Source organism: Bordetella genomosp. 12 (assembly GCF_002261355.1).
In the GTDB taxonomy this organism is placed as follows: domain Bacteria; phylum Pseudomonadota; class Gammaproteobacteria; order Burkholderiales; family Burkholderiaceae_B; genus Bordetella.
Genome location: NZ_NEVU01000002.1, coordinates 914,259 through 939,091, shown reverse-complemented (window position 1 = coordinate 939,091; position 24,833 = coordinate 914,259). Strand labels below are relative to the sequence as shown.

Here is a 24,833-nt window from a genome sequence, read left to right as displayed (position 1 = left end):
GGGGAATCAGGCAGATAGCCTAGCCTTGGCAGGATAGCACCACGCGTTGCAAGGCGGCGTGGGCAAAGAGTTTGGCATTCAGGGGGTGCCCGGCCAGCGCGCGCTGGCGAGTGATCCAGCGGCCGGTTTCGGCCAATTGCGCCGGCTGCGCGCGGCGGGCCGTCGCCTCCGTGGCCTGCGCCAGGCTGGGGTAGTAACGCACGGCCGCCCCGTGGGCCGCCAGATTCAGATCGGTAAAAAAGCGCTGCAGCGTGTCCAGCCATTCGGCGGCTGGCAATTTCTCCAGCGCTTCGGCCAGCGTGCCGACGTCGGTCGCGCGTGCGGCTGCCAGGGTTTGCGCCAGGCTGCTCAGCCACGCGGGTACCGGGCTGTCGGCCTGTGCGGCCAGACGGCGCGCGGCCAGCGGGGCGCCCCCGGCGGCGGCCAGCCAGTCCGCCGCCTGGGCCACGTCCTGCGCCTGCAGCCAGGCCAGCGCCGTGGCTGCATCCGGCATCGCCAGCGGCAAACGGCGGCAGCGCGACACCAGGGTGGGCAGCAAGCGGTCCGGCGCGTCGGCCACCATCAGAAACACCGTGTTGGCAGGCGGCTCTTCGAGCACTTTGAGCAAGGCGTTGGCCGCCACCGTATTGAGAGCCTGGGCTGGATAGATGAGCGCCACGCGCCAGCCGCCGCGATGGGTCGCGGTGTTGAACCAGGATTCCAGGCTGCGGATCTGATCGATCCGGATCTCCTTGGAAGGGGCTTTCTTGCTGCCCGTGCCGGCAGCGGGTTCGGCGCCCTCTTCGGCGGCTTCAGCGGCCTCGGCGCCCTCCTCCAGCGCCAGCGCATCCGGACGGATGCGGCGCAGATCGGGGTGATTGCCCGAAGCGACCCAGGCGCAGGCGGGACAGGCCCCGCACGCCAGCCCCTGGCGCGGCGCCTCGCACAGCAGACTGGCCGCGGCCGCGGCCGCGAAATCCAGCTTGCCGATGCCTGCCGTGCCATGAATCAGCCAGGCATGGGCAAAGCGCTCGCGCTGGCCCAACCAGGCGCGGGCCGTTTCCAGATGCCAGGGTGCGAACTGAGCCAGACTCATGCCTGTTGCCGCGCCACGAACTGCTGCAGATCGGCCTGCAGGGTGAGCCTGACCTGATCGAGCGTCTGGCTGGCATCGATGATGTGGATGCGGCCGGGTTCGGCGGCCGCGCGTGCGTGGTAAGCCTGACGCGTGCGCTCGAAGAAAGCCTCGGCTTCCTGCTCGAAACGGTCGAGCTGGCGCTCACCGGCCATGCGCGCGCGGGCCACCGCCAGCGGCACATCGAAAAGCCAGGTCAGGTCGGGCCGCAGCGCCGGCCGCAGCCATTGCTCGAGCTCGGCCACGCGCGCCGCGCCCAGTTCGCGCCCGCCGCCCTGATAAGCGTAGGTCGCATCCGTGTAGCGGTCGCACACGACCCAGGCCCCCCGCGCCAGCGCCGGCGCGATCACCTGGCGCAGATGCTCGCTGCGCGCGGCAAACATGATCAGCGTCTCGGTGTCCAGACCCATGTCTTCATTGAGCACCAGTTCGCGCAGGCGCTCGCCCAGCGGCGTGCCGCCCGGTTCGCGCGTGGCCACGACGTCCAGCCCGCGTTGGCGCAAGGTGTCGACCAGCCAGGCGGTGTGGCTGCTTTTGCCGGCACCGTCCACACCTTCCAGCGTGATGAAGCGTCCTGTCATCAATTCTGCCCTTGTCCCAGGATGAAGCGGGATACATTGCGATTGTGCTCCGACAGATTGGCCGAGAACTCGCTCGTGCCATTACCGCGGGAGACGAAATAGAGGAATTTGTGTTTTTCCGGCTGGACGGCGGCATCCAGCGCCGCGCGTCCGGCCGCGGCGATCGGCGTGGGCGGCAGGCCCGGCCGGGTGTAGGTGTTCCAGGGCGTGTCGGCTTGCAGATCGCGCCGGCGGATACGGCCCTGGTAGTTCTCGCCCATGCCGTAGATCACGGTCGGGTCGGTCTGCAGCAGCATGCCCAGGCGCAAGCGGTTGGCGAACACGCCGGAGATGCGCGCCCGCTCCGGTCCGTGGCCGGTCTCCTTCTCGATGATGGAGGCCATGATCAAGGCCTCGTAGGGCGTGGCCATGGGCAGATCGGGGTCGCGCTTGAGCCAGGCCGAGGCCAGCACGCGCTGCCCTTCCTGGTAGGCGCGGCGCAGGATGTCGTAATCGGTGCTGCCGGGCGTAAACACATACGTGTCCGGGAAAAACATCCCCTCCGGTTGCTTGATGTCCGCGCCCAGCCGCTCCATCAGGGCTTCATCGCTGACCTCGCCCAGGGTCTGCTTGACGTCGGGATGCTCGCGCAGCGCCGCGCGGATCTGGCGGAAGGTCCAGCCTTCGAGAAACGTCACCTGCCGCTGCGACATATCGCCTCGCGCCAGCCGCTCGAGCAACAGCCAGGGGCTGTCGCCGTTGATGGCCTGATAGCCCCCGGCCTTGATCTGCTTGTCGCGCTCCGACAGCCGCGCCATCCAGACAAAGCCCGGCTCCCAGACGGGTACGCCGGCCGCGTTGAGCGCGCGCGCAATCGCGCGCGGCGTGGCGCCCGGATCCACGACGAAGTCGACCCGGTCCGATGCCAGCCGCAAGGGCTGGTTCATCCAGTACCAAGCGCCCGCCACCGCGCCGGCAAGGGCCAGCGCCGCCACCAGCAGGAGCATTAGAAAATAGAAACCAAAGCGTTTTTTCATAAGAGTGCGCAGTTTAATGGATCGTGGCCCCCCACGCCGGCCCTGCCGGGCTTGCGGGCTTATCGCAGCCGCCGCCCGCGCACGGGTATCATGAGAAGTTTGCACAACCCGCTCGCCACGCCAGCCTCAGTCATGCACCCACTGACCGATTCGATCGTCTCCCGTCCTGAAGGTTCGCCGCGCTTTGCCCCGCTGCCGGGGCTGCGCGTTCTCGTTGCCGCCGGCGCCGATGCCCTGAGTTTTCTGCACGGCCAATTGACGCAGGATGTCACCGGCCTGCCCGCCGACGGCGCCCGCTTCGCCGGTTACTGCACGGCCAAGGGCCGCCTGCTTGCCACCCTGGTCCTGTGGCGCGACGGCGCCGACGCCGTGCAGGCGCTCGTGCGTGCCGATCTGGCCGAGGCGCTGGCCAAGCGCCTGTCGATGTTCGTGCTGCGCGCCAAGGTCAAGATCAGCCTGGCCGAGCGCGCGGTGGCCGGCGTGATGGCCGAACCGGCCCAATGCGATGCCCTGTCGCAGGCCGCGGGCGGGGAGCTGCCCCGCACGGCCTGGGCGCGCGCCGAGCTGCCCAGCGGCACCTGGATCGCCGCGCCAGGCGCGGGTCTGCGCTGGTGGTGGATCGCCGACGCCCAGCAGCTCGACAGCCACGGCGCGGCCCTGGCTGCCCTGCTCGGCCTGGGCGACGAAGACAGCTGGCGCGCCGCCGATCTGGCCGCCGGCCTGCCGTGGATCGCGGCCGCCACCCAGGATCTGTTCATTCCGCAAACCGTCAATCTCGAACTGATCGGCGGCGTCAGCTTTACCAAAGGCTGTTATCCCGGACAGGAAGTCGTCGCCCGCAGCCACTATCGCGGCACGGTCAAGCGCCGCATGGCGCACGGCGTCACGGCCTTGCCCGTGCCTGCGGCCGGCGTGGACATCTACGACGCCTCGGCGGCGGGCGAGCCGGTGGGCCGGGTCATCGACGCCGCGCACGCCGGCGACGCGGCCAGCCTGCTGTTCGAGACCACCCTGGCCGCCTTGCCGGCCAATCAATTGCGCCTGGGCGCGCCCGACGGGCCCGCCATCACCCTGGTGGATCTGCCCTACGCCATCGAACCGGCCTGATGCCGGCCCGCGCCGCGCTCAGACCGACACATTGAACAGCGCCCCCACCCCTGCCGTCAGGGCCATGGCGGCCGCACCCAACAGCGTCACGCGCAAGGCGGCGCGCCCCATGGGCGCGCCGCCGGCCCGGGCGGCGATGGCGCCCAGCACCGCCAGCCCCACCAGCGAGGCGCTCGTGACGGCCGGAATCAACATCGCCATGGGCGACAGCGCCGCCACCAGCAAGGGCAAGGCCGCGCCACTGGCGAAGGCGGCCGCCGAAGCCAGCGCGGCCTGCACGGGCCGCGCCCGGTTGTAAAGCGAAATACCCAGCTCGTCGCGGGCATGGGCGTCCAACGCGTTGTGGCGGGTCAATTGCTGGGCCACGGCTTGCGCCATGCCCGGCTCGACGCCGCGCTCGATATAGATATGGGTGAGTTCCTGCAATTCCTGCGCGGAATTGAGCTTGAGCGAGCGCTGCTCGATGCGCAGATCGGCCGCCTCGATGTCGGCTTGCGAATGAACCGAGACGTACTCGCCGGCCGCCATCGACAACGCGCCAGCCACCAGCGCCGCGATGCCGGAAGTCAGAATCATGGCATGGGAGGCCTGCGCGGCGGCCACACCGGTGATCAAGCTTGCCGTGGAGACGATGCCGTCATTGGCGCCCAGCACCGCGGCGCGCAGCCAATTGGCGCGAAAGATACGATGATGTTCGGCAGCGGGCATGCGCACTCCAGACTCAGGGCCAGGCGAGTATAGACCGCGACTGCACCGCCCGCGAGCGGGCGGTGGCGGGCGCGCCCGGGGCGTCGGCCCTGGCCTGTCCCCGGTGCGCCGAGATCATGTGCGGCGCGGGTTCACTCGCGATCGCTGGCGTAGAGGTTGACGATGCTGGAGAAATCCAGCTTGCCGCTGCCGCCGTTGCTGTGCAGGCTGTACAGGTTGCGCGCCAGCTCGCCCAGCGGAATCGAAGCGCGCGACACCAGCGCCGATTCGGCTGCCAGGCCCAGATCCTTGAGCATCAGGTCCACGCCAAATCCGCCCGCATAGCCCTTGGAAGCCGGCGCATGCTCCATCACGCCGGGCCAGGGGTTGTACAGCTCGGTGGCCCAATTGCGGCCCGAGCTCTTGGCGATGATGTCGGACAGCACTTTGGGGTCCAGCCCATTGGATACCCCCAGCGCCAGGGCCTCCGAGGTGCCGGCCATCAGAATGCCCAGGAGCATGTTGTTGCAGATCTTGGCGACCTGCCCCGCGCCGGACTCGCCGGCGTGGAAAATGTTCTTGCCCATTTTCTCCAGCACGGGACGGGCGCGCTCGAGCGCGGCCGACGTGCCGCCCACGATGAAGGTCAGCGTCCCGGCCACCGCCCCGCCCGTGCCCCCCGACACGGGCGCATCGACCATCTCCAGCCCGCGCGCCAGCGCGGCCGCGGCCACCTTGCGCGACGCATCCGGCGCGATCGTGCTGCAGTCGATGACCAGGGCCCCGGTCTTGATCTTGCCCAGCAGATCCCGCTCCAGATAGAGCCCTTCGACGTGCTTGCTGGCCGGCAGCATGGTGATCACGATCTCGGCGCCTTCGACGGCGGCGTCCGCGCTGGAAGCGGCGCGCGCGCCCGCCTCGGTAAGCTTGCCGACGGCCTCGGCGACGAGGTCATAGACCACGACCTGATGCCCGGCCTTGACCAGATTCAGCGCCATCGGCGCGCCCATATTGCCCAGACCGATAAATGCAATGCTGCTCATGATGCCTGTCTCCTGCCTGTGGTTTCGTTATGAAAGGGCCGGCTCAAGCGAAGCCGGGTCCCAGATCGGCCAGCGGATGGGGCGTACCCGCGGGCCATGGTTCGTCGAAAAAGCGCTGCACCCAGGCCTCGTCGGCCTGAGCCAGCGATGCCGGATCCCAGCGCGGCTGCTTGTCCTTGTCGACCAGCAGCGCCCGTATCCCCTCTTGGAAATCGCCCTCGGCCACGCAGGCCAGGGCGGCTACATACTCGCAGCGGAATACATCGGCCAGGGAACGCAGGCGCGTGCGCTGCAGCAGCGTGAACGCCAGGCGCGCCGAGCCGGGCGCGCCGGCCAGCAGGGTTTTGGCCGCGCGCGCCAGCCACGGATCGGCATGGTCTTTCAGGCTGGCGATTTCTTCGTAGACCTCGTCCACGCGGTTGCTGCCGCACACGCTATTGACCAGAAAAGCATGTTGCCGCAGCGGGCCCGGTTCCAGCGGCGCGGCGGGCTCGTGCGCCAACAGCGCCTGGCGCAGCAGGCCGTCATTGATCGACCGAGGCGCCAGGTTGCCGCTGCCGGGACCGCCGGGCTGGCTGGCCCAGGGTTGATGCAGCAAGGCCTCGCAAAATGCCGGCCAATCCCCCGCGTCCAGCCGGAAATCCGCCATCCCCGCATGAATGGCATCCGATGCATTCAAGTTGGCGCCGGTCAGGGCCAGAAAGAGCCCGGCGCGGCCCGGCATGCGGTTAAGCAACCAGCTGCCGCCCACGTCCGGAAACAGGCCGATCGTGATTTCGGGCATGGCCACGCGCGAGGTCTCGCTGACCACGCGGTGGCTGGCGCCCATCATCAGGCCCACGCCTCCGCCCATCACAATGCCGCTGCCCCAGCAGAGAATGGGCTTGGGATAGGTGTGAATGCGGTAATCCAGGCGGTATTCGCGCCCGAAAAAATCGCGCGCATAGGTATTGGCCCAGGGCCCCTGCCCCTTGTGCTCGAGCATGCTGGCATACAGGCCATGCAGGTCGCCCCCGGCGCAAAACGCCTTGCCGCCGGCGCCTTGCAATATCACCATGGCCACCGCCGGATCACGCGCCCAGGCGCGCAATTGCGCATCCAGCAGGTCGACCATCTCCAGCGACAGACCATTGAGCGTCTGCGGCGTATTGAGCGTGGCCACGCCCAGCCGCGCGCCATTGTCGGCAATCCGCTCTTCAAACAGGACAACGTTGCTCATCGAATGTCGGCTCCCTTTTCCAGCAACTGGCGGGCCACGATCACACGCATGATCTCGTTGGTGCCCTCCAGGATCTGGTGCACTCGAGTATCGCGCACCAGGCGCTCCAACGGGTAGTCCCGCAAATAGCCGTACCCGCCGTGGATCTGCTGGGCATCCAGGCAGATCTGAAACCCCATATCGGTGGCAAAACGCTTGGCCATGGCGCAATAGGTGCCCGCGTCCGCCGAACCATTATCCAGTTTGCAGGCCGCCAGCCGCACCATCTGCCGCGCCGCCACCAGATGGGTGGCCATATCGGCCAGCTTGAATTGCAGAGCCTGAAACTCCGACAGCTTGCGATTGAACTGCCGCCGCTCGTCCATGTAGCGGCGTGCCGCGTCCAGCGCGCCCTGCGCCGCACCCACCGAGCAGGTGCCGATATTGATGCGCCCGCCGTCCAAGCCCTTCATGGCGATCTTGAAACCCTCGCCCTCGGCGCCCAGCAGATTGCCCGCCGGCACGCGCACGTTTTCAAAGCTGATGGGCCGGGTGGACTGGCTGTTCCAGCCCATTTTCTCTTCCTTGCGGCCGTAACTGATGCCGGCGGCGTCGGCCGGCACCGCGAATGCGGAGACGCCTGCCGGGCCCGCCGCGCCGGTGCGCGCCATGACCACCAGCAAATCCGTGTCGCCGCCGCCGGAGATGAAAGCCTTGGCGCCATTGAGCACGAAGTCGCCGCCCACGCGCTCGGCGCGCGTGACCAGCGACGCCGCATCCGAGCCCGCATTGGGTTCGGTCAGGCAATAGGAGGCCAGCTTCCGGCCGCTGGCCAGGGCCTCACCCCACTCCTGGCGCACCGTGTCGCTGCCCCACTTGCCCACCATCCAGGTGGCCATGTTGTGGATCGTCAGAAACGCCGTGGTAGACGGATCCACGGCGGCCATTTCCTCGAATACCAGCGTGGCGTCGAGCCGGGGCAGGCCCAAGCCGCCAATGTCCTCGCTGGCGTAGATGGCGCAAAACCCCATCTCGCCGGCACGGGCAAAGGCCTCGCGCGGGAAAATGCCCTCCGCGTCCCAATGCGCCGCATGCGGCGCGAGCTCGCCTTGCGCATAATCGCGCGCGGCCTGAGCAAATGCGCGCTGCTCCTCGGTGAGTTCAAGATCCACCGGCTGTCTCCTCAAGTTGTTGTGATCCGTCTGCGGTCGCGCCAGTCAGCAAGACCGGTGCCCTCGGCTTGGCATGACGTTAACGTAAACGTAAATCGCCGGCAAGACTTGCCAGGCTGGAGGAAACACGGAGAGGACGGGCGCGCGGCGGCGCCCTGCCGGGCCTAGAGCAGCCCTGCCGGACGCGGGCGGGCGCCCGTTTTGCTCAGCCTTGCGCGCCGATGTTCGGCGCGCCGCCGGCGCGATTCTTTGGGATCGAAACTGAGCGCCCGGTAGATCTCCACCCGATCGCCCTGGGCAAGCACCGTGTGCGCCTGGGCGCGCTGCCCATAGATGCCCACGCCCTCCTGCCAGGGATCGACCTCGGGAAACGCCTGGCGGAATCCGCTGGCGGTCAGCGCATCCTCCAGGGTCGAACCCGCAGGCAGCGTCAGTTCACGCAGCCAGATGGCGTCATCGCGCGCATGGCAGACGGTGACGCGCAGCTCATTCGCCATAAACCTGCTGCGCCCGCTTGGTGAACGACTCGATGAAACTGGTCGCGATGCGGTTGAATACCGGCCCGACGACCATTTCGAGCGCGCGATTGGAAAACGCGTACTCCAGGGTGAACAGCACTTTGCAGGCATCCTCGGCCAGCGGCTGGAACACCCAATGGCCCACCAGACTGGAAAAAGGCCCGTCGACCAGCTCCAGATCGATGCGGTTAGGGTAGTCGTGGGTGTTGCGCGTGGTAAAACGCTGCTTCATCCCGGCAAAGCTGATCAGAACGGAAGCCTGCATGCCGTGCTCGCTGCGCGACTGCACCTCGGTGCCGCCGCACCACGGCATGAATTCAGGGTACTTCTCCACTGCGGCAACCAGGTCGAACATCTGGGCCGCGCTGTAGGGAACCAGGACGGAGCGTTGTACTTTGTGCATCGCCTATCGCAAATCGCTAGAATGATCGGATTTTACCGGCATCGCGCGCCCCATTCATTGCGTCTATGAGCATTATCGATAATCGCAAGGCCACGCACGACTATTTCATCGAAGACCGCTACGAGGCCGGCATCGTGCTGCAAGGCTGGGAGGTCAAGGCCATTCGTGCCGGCCGCGTCCAGCTCAAGGAGAGTTACGTCATCGTGCGCGATGGCGAACTTTACCTGCTCGGCATGCATGTCAGCCCCCTGGCCACGGCTTCGACCCACATCCACCCCGATGCCGTGCGCACGCGCAAGCTGCTGCTCAAGGCCGAGGAGATCCACAAACTGATCGGCAAGGTCGAGCAGCGCGGCTTCACGCTCGTGCCCTTGAACCTGCATTACAAAAATGGCCGCATCAAGCTGGACTTTGCCCTGGGCCGCGGCAAAAAACTCTACGACAAGCGCGACACCGCCCGCGAAAAAGACTGGGAGCGCGAGCGCGAGCGTGTCATGAAGCACGACACGCGCCGCCGCGACGATTAAGCCGCCTCGGAGTAGGCCAGATCCACGCGGCTGCGCCCGCCTGCCTTGGCGCGGTACAGCGCGCGATCGGCGCGCTCCATTGCCAGCGCCAGGCTCTCGGCGCCGTCCCAACTGGCCACGCCGCCGCTGAAGGTATAGCGCAACTGCCTGTCACCGTATTGGCAAGGCATGGTGTTCAGCAACGCCAGCATGCGCGCGGCCAGCGCCTGAGCCTCTTGCACGCTCAGATCCGGCATGGCGGCCATGAACTCCTCGCCGCCCAGGCGCCCCAGCGCGTCGCCCGGGCGCAGCATGGAACCCGCCACCACGGCGAAATGCCGCAGCACCGCGTCCCCCGCGGCGTGACCCATGGTGTCGTTGACCTGCTTGAAATGATCGATGTCCAGCAACAGCAGGGCCATGGGCCTGCCCTCGGCGCGCGCCCGCTCGCCCATCTGCAGCGCCGTCTTCGACCAGGCTTTGCGTGACAGCACCCCTGTCAGGAAGTCGGTATTGGCTTCCCGCTCCCGCTCCAGCAACATCCGGTCGTGGATCATCATGATCAGACCCAGCGTCAGGCTGGGCATGACGACCACCCCCAGGGACAGAAATACGATATTGAGCCGCGTAGGCGTGAGCAGGCTGGGCACCGCATCCAGCCCCAGGGCGTAGATCACCAGCCGGGTCGCATGGCCGACGATGCCGGTCCAGGCCAGCGCCAGCATGAAAACATGCCCGTAGGCAAAGCGCACGCCGCGCGCACGCCACAGCGACCACGCCAGCAGCATGAGCAAGACCGTGTAGATCAGCGAGGCCAGCACGATGCGCGCGCCGACATCCGGCGTGACATAGGTGTAGACCACCATGGCCGCGACGAAGGCACACAAGGCCCACGACATGAGCGGCCAGGAAATGCCCTGCCCCAGAAAGCGCCGCACACCGAAGACGAACAGGCCGCCGCCCAGCGCATACAGCAGATTGGCCAGCAGCACCCCCAGCCACGGCGGCGCCCAGCCCTGCTGGGCCATGAGCAGCATGGCCAGGATGGTGGTCACGTGGCCGCTCATGGCCTCGCGTATGCCCGGCATGCCGCTGCGCCACAGCGAGCCCAGCACGCATAGCCCGATCAGCGACGCCAGCGCGGTCATCAGCAGCAAAGTGGTCGGGGCTAGCATGGCAGGTTACCGGTGGCGCGCGGCGCCGGCGCGACGGATTCAGGTACGAGTCGACTTCACGATGGTCATCGCGGAGGCCACCAGCCCGCCGACATCCGACAGATTGGACGGCAGGATGAGCGTATTGCCTTCCTTGGCGACTTCGCCGAAAGCCTCGACATAGCGTTCGGCCACCTTGAGGTTGACCGCCTCCATGCCGCCGGGCTGGCGCACGGCCTCGCCCACCTGCGTGATGGCCTTGGCGGTGGCCTCGGCGATGGCCAGCACGGCGGCGGCCTCGCCCTGTGCCTTATTGATCTGGGCCTGCTTCTCGCCCTCGGACCGCGCGATGGCGGCTTCGCGCTCGCCGGTGGCGATATTGATCTGTTCCTGACGTCGGCCCTCGGAGGCCGCGATGAGGGCGCGTTTCTCGCGCTCGGCCGTGATCTGCGCCTGCATGGCGCGCAGAATTTCCGCCGGCGGCGTCAGATCCTTGATCTCATAGCGCAAGACCTTGACGCCCCAGTTCAGGGCGGCTTCATCCAGCGACGCCACGATGGTGGTATTGATGAAATCGCGCTCTTCGAAGGTGCGATCGAGCTCGAGCTTGCCGATGACCGAACGCAGCGTGGTCTGCGACAACTGGGTGATGGCCGAAATATAGTTCGACGAACCATAGGAGGCCCGCATCGGATCGGTCACCTGGAAATACAGCACGCCGTCGACCTGCAACTGCGTATTGTCCCGGGTGATGCAGACCTGGCTGGGAACATCGAGCGGGATTTCCTTGAGCGAGTGTTTGTAGGCCACCCGCTCGATGAAGGGAATCACGAAGCCCGGGCCCGGCGAGAGCACGCGGTCGAACTTACCCAGCCGCTCGACCACCCAGGCATGTTGCTGCGGCACGATGGCGATCGCCTTGATCACGATCAACAGCGCCAGGACGACAACGACGACCAGCACCGTGGTTGATGTATCAAACAGCATGATTCCCCCTAGCAATGAACGGGCGCCGCTTCAAGGCGCCGGATGAGACGTGGGCGCCAGAACCAGCACCGCGCCGCGAATTTCAGTGATGACATGCAGGCCGGATTGCCGCGGCTGCCCCGCGGCCAACTGGGCCTGCCAAGACGCGCCCCGGTACTGTACCCGGGCCTCGCCCGCCGCCGACCAGTCCTCGACGCTGACGGTCCGACCGATATCAAGATTGACGTCGGCATTACGCGACGCATCGATCTCGCGTTTTTTGAGGACGCCCCGGCGGCGCAATAGCAGCAATCCCAGCAGCGCGATGAGCGCGCAGGCCAGCAACTGCCATTCCAGCGCCAGGCCGCCCCAGGCCGCCAATCCCGCCGCGGCCAGCCCCAGCGCCACCAGCAACAGATAAAAAGTGCCCGAGGCTACCTCGCCGATAAGGGCGACCGCCGCCAGGCCGAACCAGATCCACATAAATATCGCCCCCGGGATGAGTTAGCCCCGATTGTACGGACTCCCACCCCGCAAGTCCTGTCTTTCTGGCTCGACAGCGGGCCAGGGCGAGCTATCATTCGCTGACTTTGTTCCCGCATCATGACGCCCATGCCCATCCTCATTCTCCACACAGGCGACCCCGAGGCCGGACTCGCCCGCAGACATGGCAGCTATGCCGAAATGCTACGCCGCGCCGCCGGCCTGGCGCCGTCCGACGTCCACATCGTGGCCGTCCATGAGGGCCAGCAGCCCGAGGAGCCGGCCCGCTACCGCGCCGCGCTCATCACCGGCTCGCCGGCCATGGTGACCGACCGTGAAGCCTGGAGCGAGGCCTGCGCCGGCTGGCTGCGCGAGGCCGCCGACGCCGGCCTGCCCATGTTCGGGATTTGCTATGGGCATCAATTGCTGGCCCACGCCCTGGGCGGCGAGGTGGGCTATAACCCGGCCGGCCGCGAACTCGGCACGCACGAGATCGTGCTGACACCGGCCGCCCAGGAGGATCCCCTGCTGGCGGGCCTGCCCCGGACACTGCCGGCCCAGATGATGCATGCCCAAAGCGTCATCACTCTGCCTGCCGGCAGCGTCGTGCTGGCCAGCTCGCCGATGGACGGGCACCAGATGCTCAGGTTGCGCCCGGGCGTCTACAGCACGCAGTTTCATCCCGAGTTCCAGCCCGAGTTCGTCCGCGATCATATCGCCCACCACGCCGACGGCTACATCCGCGAGGGGCTGGACACCACGGCGCTGCGCGCCGCCGTCGCCGACACGGCGCAAGCCGGCAGCCTGCTGGCGCGCTTCGTGGCCTGCTATGCCGCGGAGCCGCGCGCAGCCTGACCCTGCACGGCGCCACGACGCAAAAAAAGGCGGCCTCCCGAAAGAGGCCGCCTTTTTCATGCGGCAAAGCAGACTGCCCGCTTAACCCTTGGCCAGTTGCTGCCAGGTGTCGACCACGGTGTCCGGGTTCAGGGACATGGACAGAATGCCCTCATCCTTGAGCCACTGGGCAAAATCCGGGTGGTCGCTGGGGCCCTGGCCGCAGATGCCGACGTACTTGTCAGCAGCCAGGCAGGCCTGGATGGCACGGCGCAACATGAACTTGACGGCATCATCGCGCTCATCGAAGTCGGCGGCCAGCAGCTCCATGCCGGAGTCGCGGTCCAGACCCAGGGTGAGCTGGGTCATGTCGTTCGAGCCGATCGAGAAGCCGTCGAAGTGCTCCAGGAACTGCTCGGCCAGAATGGCATTGGACGGCACTTCGCACATCATGATCAGGCGCAGGCCGTTCTCGCCGCGCTTGAGCCCATGGGCTGCCAGCAGCTCGACCACCTTGCGCGCCTGGCCCACGGTACGCACGAAGGGCACCATGATCTCGACGTTGGTCAGGCCCATCTCGTCGCGCACTTTCTTCAGCGCTTCGCATTCCATGCGGAAGCACTCGGCAAAGTCCTCGGCGATGTAGCGCGACGCGCCACGGAAACCCAGCATGGGATTCTCTTCCTCGGGCTCGTAGCGCGAACCGCCCACCAGCTTGCGATACTCGTTGGACTTGAAGTCCGACATACGCACGATCACCGACTTGGGCCAGAAGGCCGCGCCGATCGTCGCCACGCCTTCGGCGAGCTTTTCCACGAAGAAGGCGCGCGGGCTGGCATGGCCCCGGGCCGCCGACTCCACCGCCTGCTTGAGTTCGCCATCCACGTTCGGATAGTCGAGCACGGCCTTGGGGTGAATGCCGATGTTGTTGTTGATGATGAATTCCAGGCGGGCCAGACCCACGCCCGAGTTCGGAATCTGAGCGAAGTCGAAGGCGAGCTGCGGATTGCCCACGTTCATCATGATCTTGACGTCGATCGGCGGCATCGAGCCGCGGCGCACTTCCTCGACCTCGGTCTCGATCAGGCCATCATAGATGCGGCCTTCGTCGCCCTCGGCGCACGACACCGTCACTGGCTGGCCTTCCTTGAGGATGTCGGTCGCGTCGCCACATCCCACCACAGCGGGAATACCCAATTCGCGCGCGATGATGGCCGCGTGGCAGGTACGCCCGCCGCGGTTGGTGACGATGGCCGAGGCACGCTTCATCACCGGCTCCCAGTTGGGGTCGGTCATGTCGGTCACCAGCACGTCGCCGGGCTGGACCTTGTCCATTTCGGAGACATCGGCAACGATGCGCACGGGGCCCGCGCCGATCTTCTGGCCGATGGCGCGGCCGGTCGCCAGCACATGGCCGGTGGCCTTAAGGCGGTAACGCAGCTGCACGTCATTGCCGCTTTGCTGCGACTTCACCGTCTCGGGACGGGCTTGCAGGATGTAAATCTTGCCATCCACGCCATCGCGGCCCCACTCGATATCCATCGGGCGCTGGTAGTGCTTTTCGATGATGACGGCATAGCGCGCCAGCTCGATGACTTCTTCATCGGTCAGCGAATAGCGGTTGCGCTCGGAAACCGGCACGTCCACCGTGCGCACGGCACGGCCTTCGGGGCGTTCCGGATCGAATTCCATCTTGATGAGCTTGGAGCCGATACGGCGGCTCAGGATGGGGTAATGGCCGGCGTCGAGCGCGTGCTTGAACACATAGAACTCGTCCGGATTGACCGCGCCCTGCACCACCGTCTCGCCCAGGCCGTACGACGACGTGATAAACACCACCTCTTCAAAGCCCGATTCGGTGTCGATGGTGAACATCACGCCGGCGCTGCCCTTGTCCGAGCGCACCATGCGTTGCACGCCAGCCGACAGCGCGACTTCCGCGTGGGCATACCCTTTGTGCACGCGATAGGAGATCGCACGGTCGTTGTAGAGCGAGGCAAAGACATGGCGGATCTTGTCCAGCACGTCATCGATGCCGACGACGTTCAGGAAGGTCTCCTGCTGGCCGGCGAAGGACGCGTCGGGCAAGTCTTCGGCGGTGGCCGACGAACGCACGGCGAACGAGCCCTTGCCATCGGCATCCAGCTTGGCGAAGCTGTCGCGGATGGCTTGTTCGAACTCGGCCGAGAACGGCGCGTCGATGATCCATTGGCGGATCTCGGCGCCGGCCACGGCCAGTTCGCGTACGTCTTCAGGGTTGAGCGTGGACAGGCGCTCTGCGATACGCTTGTCGAGGCCGGAAGCCGTCAGGAAGTCACGAAAGGCTTGAGCAGTCGTGGCAAAGCCGCCCGGAACGCGGACGCCCGCGCCAGACAGCTGACTGATCATTTCACCTAACGATGCGTTCTTACCTCCTACCGAGTCCACGTCCGTCATGCGGAGCTGCTCGAAACTAACAACGTACGACATTGAAGTCACCTTTTACAATGGAAGAAAGCGAGTTTGGTCAGGACAGAAAAACCTGCGCTGACCAAACTGGCCTGGGTGCCCTTGGGGTGACTTTTCAGGGGTCTGATTGTACTCGTTCGGGTAGTCCCTAGCCCTTCCCTGGTTGGAAATTTTTACATATGACCGCAAGCCCGATAGTCCGCACTGTCTACATCGTCTCCGATAGCACCGGCATCACCGCCGAAACCTTCAGCCATTCGGTGCTGTCGCAATTCGAGGAGGTCGATTTCAAGCCCATCCGGCTACCCTTTATCGATACCCTGGCAAAGGCCGACGAGACGGCCGCCCGCATCAACCGCAATGCCGACGAAACGGGCTTGCCGCCCATCGTCTTCAGCACGCTCGTCAATCCGGAAATCCTGGCACGGGTCCGGCAGGCCAACGGCATCTTCCTGGATCTGTTCGGCACCTTCGTCAGCCATATCGAGCAGGCCCTGGGGCTGAAGTCCAGCCACTCCATCGGCCGCTCGCACATGGCGGCGGACTCCGAAAAATACCGTAATCGGATCGACGCCATCAATTTCAGCCTGGCGCACGACGATGGGCAATTCGTCAACCAGCTCGATCAGGCCGACGTCATCCTGGTCGGCGTGTCGCGCTGCGGCAAAACGCCCACCAGCCTCTATCTGGCCATGCAATATGCCATCAAGGCGGCCAACTTCCCCCTCACGCCGGACGACTTCGAACGCAATACCCTGCCCAAGACGATTGCGCCTTACCGCAGCAAGCTCTTCGGGCTGTCCATCCAGCCCGATCGTCTGTCCGAAGTCCGCAATGAGCGCCGGCCCAATAGCCAATACGCCACCCTCGAACAGTGCCGCTATGAAGTCGCCGAAGCCGAGCGCATGATGCGGCGCGAGGGCATCTCCTGGCTGTCGACCACCACCAAGTCCATCGAAGAAATCGCCACGACGGTGCTGCAGGAGGTGGGCCTGGGCCGCTATTGAAGGGTGGCGGTCAACGCTGCCAGGACGGCATGCGCACGGGCGTGGACAGGGGCACGAACCAGCTCTCGCCCGGCAGATAGAATCCCATGAGCTTGCCATTGGATTCGACCAGATAGGCCTCGCGCTCGCGCCCCTGAGCGCGCACCACGAAGCGGTCATCCAGCCGCCGGTAAACATCGCCTTGCGGCACCGCACCGATGCGGCGCCAGCGCGAGTTTTCCGGCAGGCTGCGGCCATCGTCGCCCGACAAGGCGGCGGGCACCGCCCGCGACAGAATCACGATGCGATCGCCCTCGCCATTGCGCACCTGCACCAAGGAGGCGCGCTCATGGCTGGCGCAGGCCAGCAGCCCGGACAGCACCAACATGGCGGCGGCCAGCCCGCGCGCGGACCGAAAAAAAGCATTCATCGAAATGTGCTCCCATTGAATGCTCGCCAGCATAGCGAAAGCCGGCCTCGGGAGCGAGAAAATCAGGCGGATCGGGCCTGCCGCCGTTGCTCAAACAGACAAATGGCGGCCGCCGCGCCCACATTGAGCGATTCGACGGCCTGCGCGTCATGCTCGATGCGCAGGCGCAGGCCGGCCCGGGCCTGCAGGTGGGCGTCCACCCCCTGCCCCTCATGGCCGAAGACCCAAGCCAAAGCGGGCGGCAAGGCCGTGGCGAACAGATCCTCGGATGCCTCCAGCGTGGTGACCGCCATGGGGATTTCCAGCCGCTGGCTCAAGGCATGCAAATCCACATGCTCGTGAATCTCCAGCGCAAAATGCGCGCCCTGCCCGCTGCGCAGCACCTTGGGAGACCAGGCCGCGGCGCTGCCGGTCGCCAGGAAGGCCTGACGTATGCCGGCCGCCGCGCAGGTGCGCAGCAGCGTGCCCACATTGCCCGGATCCTGAATGCGGTCGAGCAGCACGCAATTGGCGGTGATCGTCTCCGGCAACGCGGGCGACACGGGCCGCACCACGAAGGCCACGCCCTGATCGCTTTCCACACTGCCCAGCCCGCGCATAAGCCGCGCGTCCAGGGCCAGTGCCACCCGCTCGGGCACCTGCCGCGCCAGATCGGCCAGCTCCGGATGGTCCAGGCGGTCGGCGTCGAACACCGCCTGCTCGGGCGCGCCATGCCGCGCCAGCCAGGCCTGACACAGATGCACGCCTTCGAGCAGCACCGGCGCGCCGCGCCGGCCGGCCTGTTCGGCCAGACGGTACAGCGCCTTGACGGCGGGATTGTCACGCGATGTGATGAGCTTCATGACACGAGGCCAAATGCCTTGATGGGTGCAAAGCTGCGGCGGTGTTCGGGGCACGGGCCGTGGGCGCGCAAGCGTTCGAGATGCAGCGCCGTGCCGTAGCCTTTGTGCTGATCAAAAGCGTACTGCGGATAAAGGCTGTGCAGGCGCAGCAGATCGCTGTCGCGCGCGGTCTTGGCCAGAATGGAGGCCGCCGAGATCGCAGGCACCCGCGCATCGCCCTTGATCACCGTCTGCACCGAGCACGCGAGCTGCGGCGCCTGATTGCCATCGACCAGCGCTACTTGCGGCGCGAGCCCCAAGCCCTGCACCGCCCGCTGCATGGCCAGCAAGGTGGCCCGCAGGATATTGAGGCTGTCGATCTCCTGGACCGTGGCGCTGGCGATGCACCAGGCCAGCGAGGCTGCCTTGATCTCTTCGGCCAGGGCCTCGCGGCGCGCGGCCTTGAGCACCTTGGAATCCGCCAGACCCTGGATGGGGCGGCCCGGATCGAGCATCACCGCCGCCGCATACACCGCGCCGGCCAAAGGCCCCCTGCCCGCCTCATCGACCCCCGCCACGCCATGAACCGGAAATTCGGGCTGGCCGAACAGGTCAGCCTGGTCCATGTGCCACCTCCAGAATGGCCTGCGCGGCCAGTGTCGGGGTGTCGCGCAGCAACGCCTGGTGCAGGGCCGTGAACCTTGCCTCGATGCGCGCGGCGCCTTGCTGGTCCGTCAAGGCGGCCCAGGTGGCTTCGGCCAGCTTCTCGGGTGTGGCGTCGTCCTGCAACAGCTCTGGCACGGCAAAATCTTTCAGCAGGACATTGGGCAAGCCCACCCACGGCAAATAGGGGCGTTGCTGGCCCGACTTCCAGGCCATGATGCGCCGCATCCAGGGCGTCAGTACGTAGGAGATCACCATGGGCCGCTTGTAGAGCGCCGTCTCCAGCGTAGCGGTGCCGCTGGCCACCAGCACCGCATCGGCCGCCTCCATGACGCTCCAGGCCACCGGCGTGCCGGTATCGCCCTGAATGTCCTGCGCCGTGACGCAACGCAAGCCGGGCACGGGATACTGCGCCAGAATCGCCTCGAATTCGGCGCGCCGCTGCGGATTGACCATGGGCACCACGCAACGCAGCGTGGGGTCGTTGCGCAACAGGCGTTGCGCCGCTGCCAGGAAACGCGGCGCCAGGATGCGGATCTCGGAAGCCCGGCTGCCCGGCAGAATCGCCAGCACCCGCTCGCCCGCTTGCAGACCGAGCCGCGCGCGCGCGGCCGCGCGATCCGGGCGCATGGGGATGACGCCGGCCAGCGGGTGCCCCACATAGGTCACGGGTATGCCCTCTTTCTGGTAGATCTCTTCCTCGAACGGAAAGAGCACCAGCATGTGGGACACGGCCGCGCGTATTTTATGGATGCGCTCATAGCGCCAGGCCCAGATCGACGGGCCGACGAAATGCACCGTAGGAATGCCGGCCTGCCGCAACTGCAGCTCCAGCCGCAAATTGAAGTCGGGCGCGTCGATGCCCACGAAGGCGCTGGGCGGCGCGCGCAGCAGCCGCCGCTTGGTATCGCCATAAATGGACAACAGGCTGGGGATGCGCTTGAGCGCATCCACATAGCCGAATACGGATAGCGCGTGCATGGGATGCCAGGCCTGAAATCCTCTGGCCTGCATCTGCGGCCCGCCTATGCCCGCGCAATGCACATCGGGGGCCCGCGCTTGCAGGCCCCCGATGATGCGTCCGGCCAGCAGATCGCCCGAAGGCTCGCCGGCCACCATGCCGATGGACAAACTCATGGACGGATGATGCCCCGGTTGGAAACATCCAGGAAATCCAGCAACACCTGCAGGGCTGGCGCGACCTCGGGCTCGGACTGCTGGCGAGCACGCAACTCGGCGCGCGCCTCGTCCAGCGCCAGGCCTCGGCGGTACAGAATCTTGTAGGCTTCGCGCAGCGCGGAAATGCTGGCGGCGGAAAAGCCCCGGCGCTTCAGCCCCTCGACGTTGATCCCGACGGGCCGGCACGGATTGCCTGCGCCCAGTACGTAGGGCGGCGTGTCTTGCATGAGGGAGCTGTTGCCGCCCGTCATGCTGTGCGCGCCGATCTTGGAAAACTGATGCACGCCGGTCAGGCCGCCGACGATGGCCCAGTCGCCAACATGCACGTGGCCGCCGAGCTGCACCGAATTGGCCAGGATGGTGTTGTTGGCGATGTGGCAATCGTGAGCGATGTGCACATAGGCCATGATCCAATTGTCATTGCCTATGGTCGTCACGCTACCGTCTTGCACCGTGCCGGTATTGAAAGTGGTGAATTCGCGCACCGTGTTGCGGTCGCCAATCACCAGCCGGGTCGACTCGCCCGCGTATTTCTTGTCCTGCGGCATGCCGCCGATGGAGCAGAAACGGTAAAAGCGATTATCCCGCCCGATGGTGGTGACCCCATCGATGACGCAGTGCGGCCCGATCTCGGTGCCGGCGCCGATGGTCACATCGGGGCCCACCACGCTATACGGGCCTATCTTGGCCGTGCTGTCGATGCGAGCGGCCGGATCGACCACTGCGGTGGGATGAATGTTTGCAGACATTTACTCTTCCAGACTGCGAATCGCGCACATCAGTTTGGCCTCGGCCACCAGTTGGCCATCCACCAGGGCGCGGCCCTGGTACTTGCAGATGGTGCGGCTCAGGCGCTCGGCCTCGACCTCGACGCGCAACTGGTCACCCGGCACGACCGGACGGCGGAAACGCGCGCCGTCGATACCCACCAGATAATACGCCGTCTTGCCCGCTTCGGACTTCAGGCCACCGTTTTCGTCCGTGAACGAAAACAGCGCCGACGCCTGGGCCATGGCTTCGACGATCAGCACACCGGGCATCACCGGGTGGTGGGGGAAGTGGCCATTGAAGAAGGGTTCGTTGATCGAGACGTTCTTGATCGCGACGATGGACTTGCCGGGGACCATTTCCAGCACCCGGTCGATCAGCAGCATCGGATAACGATGCGGCAGACGCTCCATAATCCCCTTGATATCGAGTTCCATGTCTTTCGTTCCTGCAATGTAGATAGATGACGCGAGGCCGCCCATGGACGGCCTCGCCTAAACACGTTTCGCGGCGCGCAGCCTACGCTTTTTCGAGTGAGCGCACCCGGCGACGCAATTGGGCCAGCTGCTGTATCACGGCGGCGTTGCGTTGCCACTCGCCATGCTCGGCATAGGGATAGACACCGGTATAACGCCCCGGCTTGCTGATGTTCGATGTCACGGGCGTACCGCCCGAGATCGTCACGTCGTCGCAGATGGTCAAGTGGCCCGAGAACATGGCCGCCCCGCCCACGATGCAACGCTCGCCTATCGTGGTCGAACCCGCCACGCCGGTGCATGCCGCGATGGCGGTATGCGCGCCCACGCGCACGTTGTGCGCGATCATGATCAGGTTGTCGAGCTTGGCGCCAGGGCCAATGACGGTATCTTCCAGCGCGCCACGATCGATCGTGGTGTTCGCGCCGATTTCGACATCGTCACCGATCGTTACGCCACCCAATTGCGGAATCTTACCCCAGGCGCCCTTGCCCAGGGTAGGATCCGGCGCAAAGCCGAAACCGTCGGCGCCCAGTACGGCGCCGCTGTGCACGATGACGCGCGCGCCCACCGTGACCCGCTCATAGAGCGTCACGCGGGCGTTCAGACGGGTGTCGGCGCCGATGCGGCTATCCTTGCCGATCACGCAGCCGGGCCCGATGACCGCAGCGCGGCCAATGCGCACGCCCGACTCGATCACGCAATGCGGCCCGACGCTGGCGCCATCCTCGATGACGGCATCGTCGGCCACCACCGCGCTCGGATGCACACCCGCCACGGGCAAGCCGCGGCGCTCGGCATCAAACCACTGTGCCAGGCGCGCGTACAAGAGATAGGGGTGTTTACAGACGACGTAAAGCTGCGTGCAGCCCTGCTCGCGCTGGGCCTGCGCCACCTCGGGCGTGACGATCACCGCCGCCGCGCCGCTGGCAGCCAGCTGGCTCTGATAACGCGGATTCGACAGGAAGGAGATTTCCTGGGCGCTGGCCGAGGCCAGCGTGCCGATACCAGCGATCAGCGGCAATGCCGCGCCGCCGGTATCGAGCTGCGGGTCCAGCCCCTGCGTACTAACCCGGGACAGCAAAGCGTCCAGGCGGGGCGCCTGGGCGGGATCCAGCAAGACAGGCATGGACGATCAGCGGCCCAGAGCCTGGATCACCTTGTCGGTGATATCGATGCGCGGATTGACCGTCACGGCATCCTGAACGATGAGATCGTAGTTCTCTTGTTCGGCGATACGCTTGATGGCCTCGTTGGCCTTGGTCACGATGCCCGAGAACTCTTCGTTGCGACGACGGTTGAAGTCTTCCTGGAACTCACGGCGCTTGCGCTGCAGATCCATATCCAGGTTGGACAATTCGCGCTGGCGCTTGACGCGGTCGGATTCCGACAGAACGGGAGCGTCCTTGTCGAACTTCTCGGCCTGGCTGCGCAGTTGCGTGCCCATGCGCTGCAGTTCGTCATCACGGCGCTTGAACTCGCCTTCGATCTTGCTTTGCGCAGCCTTGGCCGGGCCCGACTCACGCAGGATCCGTTCCGTGTTCACAAAGCCGATCTTGGTGCCTTGCGCCTGGGCCTCTGCCGTGGTGACAGCGGCGGAGCCGAACAGCAGTGCACCCGCCAGCGCCAGGGACGTCGCCAGTTTGCCGGCGCGCCGGCCCGAGGTGTTGAGTGCGAAATCAGACATCATGAAAATCTCACCTTTGAAAGGTAAAGGGCAAAGACAATATTGTGCCACTAAACCGCAGGGGCGCGAGCCTGAGCCCATAACCCCATGTTTCAACCGTTACGATTAACCCCGTAAACCCGTAAAAACAAAATACGGCGCTACCGGGATTAATCGATCCTTTAAATCCATCCTAGCCTGGATCGATCAGAAACCCGTACCGATCTGGAACTGGAAGCTTTGCTTGTCATCACCCGGCTTGGAGTTGAGCGGACGGGCGTAGGACAGTTGCAGCGGGCCCAGCGGGGACTGCCACGACAGACCGATACCGGCCGAATAACGCCAGCCGCAAGGATCCTCGACCGGATCGGTCGATTTGCCGGCGGTGCAAGACATACCGCTGCCGGCCGACACCTGGCCCGCATCGGCAAACAGGAACCAACGCAAGGTGCGGTCTTTGTTGGCGCCCGGGAACGGCAGATACAGCTGCGCGTTGGCGATCAAGCGGCGCGAACCACCCAGATAATCGCCCGTGAGCGTGTCGCGCGGACCCAGCGAGGCGCCGTCATAGCCGCGCACCGTACCGATGCCGCCGCCGTAGACGTTCTTGATCACCGGATAATCCTTGCCGCCGTAGGCGTGGCCATAATCGGCCATGCCATTGAGCGCCAGGGTGTAGTCGCGGCCCAGGGGCAGGAAGTACTGCTGCTGAGCCGTCAGCAGGTAGTACTTCAAGTCCATGGTCGACAGGTCACCCTTGAGGCGGGTGTAGGAACCCTTGGTCGGGGCCAGGGCGCTGTCACGCGTGTCCTTGGACCAACCCGTGCTGAAGATCACCGCGTTGGTCGAATCGCCATACTGGTCGACGAAGTTGCGATAAGCCTGCGGCGAGTTGGTGTACAGATCGATCTGGTTGCGCTCGAGGCTGGCACCCAGGAAGACCCGGTCGTACTCGGAGATCGGCACGCCGAAGTTCATGCCCAGACCCATGGACTTCACGCGGTAATCACCGTCGTTGTTGTTCCAGGGCTCGGTCACGCGGTAGTACAGCGAGGTGGTGCGGCTGATGCCTTCCTTGGTGAAGTAAGGGTCGGTGTGCGAGAGCACCGCCGCACGGTTGGTCTGGCTGGTGTTGACCTGCAACGACAGGTTGGTGCCGCTGCCGAAGACGTTGTCTTCGCTGATACCGGCCGACAGGATGGCCTTGTCGGTGGAGCCGTAGCCCACGCCCAGGTTGATCATGCCGGTGGGCTTTTCTTTCAGGTCCACGTTGACGTCGACCTGGTCGGGCGAACCGGGCACGGGGTCGGTCTTGACGTTGACCTCGTTGAAGTAACCCAGACGGTCGACGCGATCGCGCGAAACCTTGATGTCGCCGGCGTCATACCAGGCGGCTTCCTGCTGGCGCATTTCGCGCCGCACGACTTCGTCGCGGGTCCGCGTATTGCCGCCGATCTGGATGCGGCGCACATAGACGCGCCGACTCGGGTCGACGTAGAAGGTGACGTCGGCTTCGTGCTTTTCGCGGTCCAGTTGCGGATTGGGGTTGACGTTGGCAAACGCATAACCCAACTCGCCCAGGTAGTCGGTGATCGCCTTGGCCGAATTGTTGGCCTTGGCCGCCGAGAACACTTCATCGGGTTTGAGCTGGATGAGCTTCTCGATTTCGGCGTCCAGACCCAGCAGATTGCCGGCCAGCTTGACGCTGCGCACCTTGTAGGGCTCGCCCTCGTGGATCGTGACCGTGATGTAGATGTCTTTGCGATCCGGCGAGATGGTCACCTGCGGCGGCTCGGAGGAGAACTCCAGATAGCCACGGTCGAGGTAGTAGGAGCGCAGACGCTCGATATCGCCCTCGAGCTTTTCGCGCGAGTACTTGTCGGTATTGGTGTACCAGGTCAACCAGCCGGGCGTGGTCAGATCGAACTGATCCAGCAGCTCGCTTTCCGAGAAGGCTTTGTTGCCGACCACGCGGATTTCGCGGATCTTGGCCACATCGCCTTCAAAGACGTCAAAGCTCACGCCCACGCGGTTGCGCGGCAGGGGCGTGACCGTCGCCGTGACCTCGACGCCGTACTTGCCCTTGCTCAGGTACTGTTCCTTGAGCTCGTACTGGGCGCGCTCGAGCATCGACTGGTCGAAGATGCGGCCCTCACCGAAGCCGACTTGCGACAGCGACTTGATGATGTTCTTGGATTCGAACTCACGCATGCCGTTGAAGCTGATCGACGCGATGGTCGGGCGTTCCTGCACGACGACCACGACGACGTTGTTCTCGGTGCGGACCTGAACGTCGCTGAAGAACCCCGTGGCGTAGAGGCGCCGAATGGCCTCGGTGGCGTCGGCTTCGGTGAATTTCTCACCCACCTTGACGGGGAGATAACCGAAGACCGTGCCCGCGTCGGTGCGCTGAATACCCTCGACGCGAATATCGCGCACGACGAAAGGGTCAAACGCATAGGCCAGCGCCGGCAAAAGCAGCGCGGCAATCAGGCTGGGCAATCTGACGGCTTTGAACGGTTGCCGTTGCGTGTGCCTTTTTTGCATTGCGCCCCTCTGGTGAGTAATCATCCGGCGAAAAGACATCCTTTGCTATCCTTGGTCGTGCAAATGG

Annotated in this window: 26 protein-coding genes; 4 read left to right on the top strand and 22 right to left on the bottom strand. The window is 65.5% G+C overall.

Annotated features, from left to right (window positions below):
* Positions 1 to 19: 19 nt before the first annotated feature.
* The 3 genes from holB to mltG are packed head-to-tail and all read right to left on the bottom strand — an operon-like array spanning position 20 to position 2,711.
* Positions 20 to 1,075, bottom strand: a complete 1,056-nt coding sequence (gene holB, locus CAL22_RS09875; RefSeq protein WP_094812661.1) for a DNA polymerase III subunit delta' — start codon at positions 1,073 to 1,075, stop codon at positions 20 to 22.
* A complete protein-coding gene (gene tmk, locus CAL22_RS09870; RefSeq protein WP_094812659.1) occupies positions 1,072 to 1,695 on the bottom strand; it encodes a dTMP kinase in 624 nt (207 codons plus the stop codon). Before tmk ends, holB begins: the two co-directional genes overlap by 4 nt.
* Positions 1,695 to 2,711: an endolytic transglycosylase MltG gene (gene mltG / locus CAL22_RS09865; RefSeq protein ID WP_094812657.1), complete on the bottom strand. Its 1,017-nt coding sequence runs from the start codon at positions 2,709 to 2,711 to the stop codon at positions 1,695 to 1,697. Before mltG ends, tmk begins: the two co-directional genes overlap by 1 nt.
* 132 nt (positions 2,712 to 2,843) lie before the next feature.
* Between mltG and CAL22_RS09860 the strand changes: the two genes are divergently transcribed.
* Complete coding sequence (locus CAL22_RS09860; protein ID WP_094812655.1) at positions 2,844 to 3,818, top strand: YgfZ/GcvT domain-containing protein; 975 nt, start codon at positions 2,844 to 2,846, stop codon at positions 3,816 to 3,818.
* An 18-nt stretch (positions 3,819 to 3,836) separates the two neighbouring features.
* Here CAL22_RS09860 and CAL22_RS09855 read toward each other — a convergent pair whose 3' ends face one another.
* The 6 genes from CAL22_RS09855 to CAL22_RS09830 form a co-directional block, all read right to left on the bottom strand.
* Positions 3,837 to 4,526: a VIT1/CCC1 transporter family protein gene (locus CAL22_RS09855; RefSeq protein WP_094812653.1), complete on the bottom strand. Its 690-nt coding sequence runs from the start codon at positions 4,524 to 4,526 to the stop codon at positions 3,837 to 3,839.
* Positions 4,527 to 4,657: 131 nt separating this feature from the next.
* Positions 4,658 to 5,548, bottom strand: a complete 891-nt coding sequence (gene mmsB, locus CAL22_RS09850) for a 3-hydroxyisobutyrate dehydrogenase (RefSeq protein WP_094812651.1) — start codon at positions 5,546 to 5,548, stop codon at positions 4,658 to 4,660.
* A gap of 43 nt (positions 5,549 to 5,591) precedes the next feature.
* Positions 5,592 to 6,767 carry an enoyl-CoA hydratase/isomerase family protein gene (locus tag CAL22_RS09845; RefSeq protein ID WP_094812649.1) on the bottom strand — a complete coding sequence of 392 codons (1,176 nt, stop codon included), beginning with the start codon at positions 6,765 to 6,767 and terminating at the stop codon, positions 5,592 to 5,594.
* Complete coding sequence (locus tag CAL22_RS09840) at positions 6,764 to 7,918, bottom strand: acyl-CoA dehydrogenase family protein (protein ID WP_094812647.1); 1,155 nt, start codon at positions 7,916 to 7,918, stop codon at positions 6,764 to 6,766. The genes CAL22_RS09845 and CAL22_RS09840 overlap by 4 nt, the downstream gene beginning before the upstream one ends.
* Before the next feature lie 164 nt (positions 7,919 to 8,082).
* On the bottom strand, positions 8,083 to 8,415 hold the full coding sequence (locus tag CAL22_RS09835) for an RnfH family protein (RefSeq protein ID WP_094812645.1): 333 nt from the start codon (positions 8,413 to 8,415) through the stop codon (positions 8,083 to 8,085).
* The gene (locus CAL22_RS09830; RefSeq protein ID WP_005013870.1) at positions 8,405 to 8,839 is read right to left on the bottom strand and encodes a type II toxin-antitoxin system RatA family toxin; all 435 of its coding nucleotides are present in this window, start codon (positions 8,837 to 8,839) and stop codon (positions 8,405 to 8,407) included. Before CAL22_RS09830 ends, CAL22_RS09835 begins: the two co-directional genes overlap by 11 nt.
* 65 nt (positions 8,840 to 8,904) lie before the next feature.
* Here CAL22_RS09830 and smpB point away from each other — a divergent pair, with 65 nt between their 5' ends.
* Positions 8,905 to 9,366 (top strand): SsrA-binding protein SmpB, encoded by a 462-nt coding sequence (gene smpB / locus CAL22_RS09825; protein WP_005013871.1) that lies wholly within the window; start codon positions 8,905 to 8,907, stop codon positions 9,364 to 9,366.
* Here smpB and CAL22_RS09820 read toward each other — a convergent pair.
* The 3 genes from CAL22_RS09820 to CAL22_RS09810 are packed head-to-tail and all read right to left on the bottom strand — an operon-like array spanning position 9,363 to position 11,948.
* Positions 9,363 to 10,520: a GGDEF domain-containing protein gene (locus CAL22_RS09820; RefSeq protein WP_244193829.1), complete on the bottom strand. Its 1,158-nt coding sequence runs from the start codon at positions 10,518 to 10,520 to the stop codon at positions 9,363 to 9,365. The two genes, smpB and CAL22_RS09820, sit on opposite strands and share 4 nt — an antisense overlap.
* A gap of 39 nt (positions 10,521 to 10,559) precedes the next feature.
* Positions 10,560 to 11,483 (bottom strand): SPFH domain-containing protein, encoded by a 924-nt coding sequence (locus CAL22_RS09815; RefSeq protein WP_094813575.1) that lies wholly within the window; start codon positions 11,481 to 11,483, stop codon positions 10,560 to 10,562.
* Between the two features lie 33 nt (positions 11,484 to 11,516).
* A complete protein-coding gene (locus CAL22_RS09810; RefSeq protein WP_094812641.1) occupies positions 11,517 to 11,948 on the bottom strand; it encodes an NfeD family protein in 432 nt (143 codons plus the stop codon).
* Positions 11,949 to 12,065: 117 nt separating this feature from the next.
* Between CAL22_RS09810 and CAL22_RS09805 the strand changes: the two genes are divergently transcribed.
* Entirely contained in the window at positions 12,066 to 12,803 is a 738-nt protein-coding gene (locus tag CAL22_RS09805) for a glutamine amidotransferase (protein ID WP_348271685.1), read from the top strand.
* A gap of 81 nt (positions 12,804 to 12,884) precedes the next feature.
* On the opposite strand, the gene ppsA is transcribed toward CAL22_RS09805, so the two are convergent.
* The gene (ppsA, locus tag CAL22_RS09800; protein WP_094812637.1) at positions 12,885 to 15,251 is read right to left on the bottom strand and encodes a phosphoenolpyruvate synthase; all 2,367 of its coding nucleotides are present in this window, start codon (positions 15,249 to 15,251) and stop codon (positions 12,885 to 12,887) included.
* Between the two features lie 158 nt (positions 15,252 to 15,409).
* On the opposite strand from ppsA, the gene ppsR reads away from it, so the two are divergent.
* Complete coding sequence (gene ppsR / locus CAL22_RS09795; RefSeq protein ID WP_094812635.1) at positions 15,410 to 16,237, top strand: posphoenolpyruvate synthetase regulatory kinase/phosphorylase PpsR; 828 nt, start codon at positions 15,410 to 15,412, stop codon at positions 16,235 to 16,237.
* Positions 16,238 to 16,247: 10 nt separating this feature from the next.
* On the opposite strand, the gene CAL22_RS09790 is transcribed toward ppsR, so the two are convergent.
* From CAL22_RS09790 to bamA, 9 genes are all read right to left on the bottom strand, one after another.
* Complete coding sequence (locus CAL22_RS09790; RefSeq protein WP_094813573.1) at positions 16,248 to 16,646, bottom strand: hypothetical protein; 399 nt, start codon at positions 16,644 to 16,646, stop codon at positions 16,248 to 16,250.
* Between the two features lie 62 nt (positions 16,647 to 16,708).
* Entirely contained in the window at positions 16,709 to 17,488 is a 780-nt protein-coding gene (locus tag CAL22_RS09785; protein WP_094812634.1) for a TrmH family RNA methyltransferase, read from the bottom strand.
* Positions 17,485 to 18,093 carry a ribonuclease HII gene (gene rnhB, locus CAL22_RS09780; protein WP_094812632.1) on the bottom strand — a complete coding sequence of 203 codons (609 nt, stop codon included), beginning with the start codon at positions 18,091 to 18,093 and terminating at the stop codon, positions 17,485 to 17,487. Before rnhB ends, CAL22_RS09785 begins: the two co-directional genes overlap by 4 nt.
* The gene (lpxB, locus tag CAL22_RS09775) at positions 18,080 to 19,267 is read right to left on the bottom strand and encodes a lipid-A-disaccharide synthase (RefSeq protein WP_094812630.1); all 1,188 of its coding nucleotides are present in this window, start codon (positions 19,265 to 19,267) and stop codon (positions 18,080 to 18,082) included. The genes rnhB and lpxB overlap by 14 nt, the downstream gene beginning before the upstream one ends.
* Positions 19,264 to 20,058: an acyl-ACP--UDP-N-acetylglucosamine O-acyltransferase gene (gene lpxA, locus CAL22_RS09770; RefSeq protein ID WP_094812628.1), complete on the bottom strand. Its 795-nt coding sequence runs from the start codon at positions 20,056 to 20,058 to the stop codon at positions 19,264 to 19,266. Before lpxA ends, lpxB begins: the two co-directional genes overlap by 4 nt.
* The gene (fabZ, locus tag CAL22_RS09765) at positions 20,059 to 20,514 is read right to left on the bottom strand and encodes a 3-hydroxyacyl-ACP dehydratase FabZ (protein ID WP_094812626.1); all 456 of its coding nucleotides are present in this window, start codon (positions 20,512 to 20,514) and stop codon (positions 20,059 to 20,061) included.
* A gap of 82 nt (positions 20,515 to 20,596) precedes the next feature.
* On the bottom strand, positions 20,597 to 21,682 hold the full coding sequence (gene lpxD / locus CAL22_RS09760) for a UDP-3-O-(3-hydroxymyristoyl)glucosamine N-acyltransferase (protein ID WP_094812624.1): 1,086 nt from the start codon (positions 21,680 to 21,682) through the stop codon (positions 20,597 to 20,599).
* A gap of 6 nt (positions 21,683 to 21,688) precedes the next feature.
* Positions 21,689 to 22,243: an OmpH family outer membrane protein gene (locus tag CAL22_RS09755; RefSeq protein ID WP_094812622.1), complete on the bottom strand. Its 555-nt coding sequence runs from the start codon at positions 22,241 to 22,243 to the stop codon at positions 21,689 to 21,691.
* Between the two features lie 183 nt (positions 22,244 to 22,426).
* Positions 22,427 to 24,805 (bottom strand): outer membrane protein assembly factor BamA, encoded by a 2,379-nt coding sequence (bamA, locus tag CAL22_RS09750; RefSeq protein WP_094812620.1) that lies wholly within the window; start codon positions 24,803 to 24,805, stop codon positions 22,427 to 22,429.
* Between the last annotated feature and the right edge of the window lie 28 nt (positions 24,806 to 24,833).

Excerpts from the sequence above, each read along its gene's own strand:
- holB (WP_094812661.1), bottom strand. The coding sequence starts at position 1,075 with ATGAGTCTGGCTCAGTTCGCACCCTGGCATCTGGAAACGGCCCGCGCC.
- tmk (WP_094812659.1), bottom strand. The coding sequence starts at position 1,695 with ATGACAGGACGCTTCATCACGCTGGAAGGTGTGGACGGTGCCGGCAAA.
- mltG (WP_094812657.1), bottom strand. The coding sequence starts at position 2,711 with ATGAAAAAACGCTTTGGTTTCTATTTTCTAATGCTCCTGCTGGTGGCG.
- CAL22_RS09860 (WP_094812655.1), top strand. The coding sequence starts at position 2,844 with ATGCACCCACTGACCGATTCGATCGTCTCCCGTCCTGAAGGTTCGCCG.
- CAL22_RS09855 (WP_094812653.1), bottom strand. The coding sequence starts at position 4,526 with ATGCCCGCTGCCGAACATCATCGTATCTTTCGCGCCAATTGGCTGCGC.
- mmsB (WP_094812651.1), bottom strand. The coding sequence starts at position 5,548 with ATGAGCAGCATTGCATTTATCGGTCTGGGCAATATGGGCGCGCCGATG.
- CAL22_RS09845 (WP_094812649.1), bottom strand. The coding sequence starts at position 6,767 with ATGAGCAACGTTGTCCTGTTTGAAGAGCGGATTGCCGACAATGGCGCG.
- CAL22_RS09835 (WP_094812645.1), bottom strand. The coding sequence starts at position 8,415 with ATGGCGAATGAGCTGCGCGTCACCGTCTGCCATGCGCGCGATGACGCC.
- CAL22_RS09830 (WP_005013870.1), bottom strand. The coding sequence starts at position 8,839 with ATGCACAAAGTACAACGCTCCGTCCTGGTTCCCTACAGCGCGGCCCAG.
- smpB (WP_005013871.1), top strand. The coding sequence starts at position 8,905 with ATGAGCATTATCGATAATCGCAAGGCCACGCACGACTATTTCATCGAA.
- CAL22_RS09820 (WP_244193829.1), bottom strand. The coding sequence starts at position 10,520 with ATGCTAGCCCCGACCACTTTGCTGCTGATGACCGCGCTGGCGTCGCTG.
- CAL22_RS09810 (WP_094812641.1), bottom strand. The coding sequence starts at position 11,948 with ATGTGGATCTGGTTCGGCCTGGCGGCGGTCGCCCTTATCGGCGAGGTA.
- ppsA (WP_094812637.1), bottom strand. The coding sequence starts at position 15,251 with ATGTCGTACGTTGTTAGTTTCGAGCAGCTCCGCATGACGGACGTGGAC.
- ppsR (WP_094812635.1), top strand. The coding sequence starts at position 15,410 with ATGACCGCAAGCCCGATAGTCCGCACTGTCTACATCGTCTCCGATAGC.
- CAL22_RS09790 (WP_094813573.1), bottom strand. The coding sequence starts at position 16,646 with ATGAATGCTTTTTTTCGGTCCGCGCGCGGGCTGGCCGCCGCCATGTTG.
- CAL22_RS09785 (WP_094812634.1), bottom strand. The coding sequence starts at position 17,488 with ATGAAGCTCATCACATCGCGTGACAATCCCGCCGTCAAGGCGCTGTAC.
- rnhB (WP_094812632.1), bottom strand. The coding sequence starts at position 18,093 with ATGGACCAGGCTGACCTGTTCGGCCAGCCCGAATTTCCGGTTCATGGC.
- lpxB (WP_094812630.1), bottom strand. The coding sequence starts at position 19,267 with ATGAGTTTGTCCATCGGCATGGTGGCCGGCGAGCCTTCGGGCGATCTG.
- lpxA (WP_094812628.1), bottom strand. The coding sequence starts at position 20,058 with ATGTCTGCAAACATTCATCCCACCGCAGTGGTCGATCCGGCCGCTCGC.
- fabZ (WP_094812626.1), bottom strand. The coding sequence starts at position 20,514 with ATGGAACTCGATATCAAGGGGATTATGGAGCGTCTGCCGCATCGTTAT.
- lpxD (WP_094812624.1), bottom strand. The coding sequence starts at position 21,682 with ATGCCTGTCTTGCTGGATCCCGCCCAGGCGCCCCGCCTGGACGCTTTG.
- CAL22_RS09755 (WP_094812622.1), bottom strand. The coding sequence starts at position 22,243 with ATGATGTCTGATTTCGCACTCAACACCTCGGGCCGGCGCGCCGGCAAA.
- bamA (WP_094812620.1), bottom strand. The coding sequence starts at position 24,805 with ATGTCTTTTCGCCGGATGATTACTCACCAGAGGGGCGCAATGCAAAAA.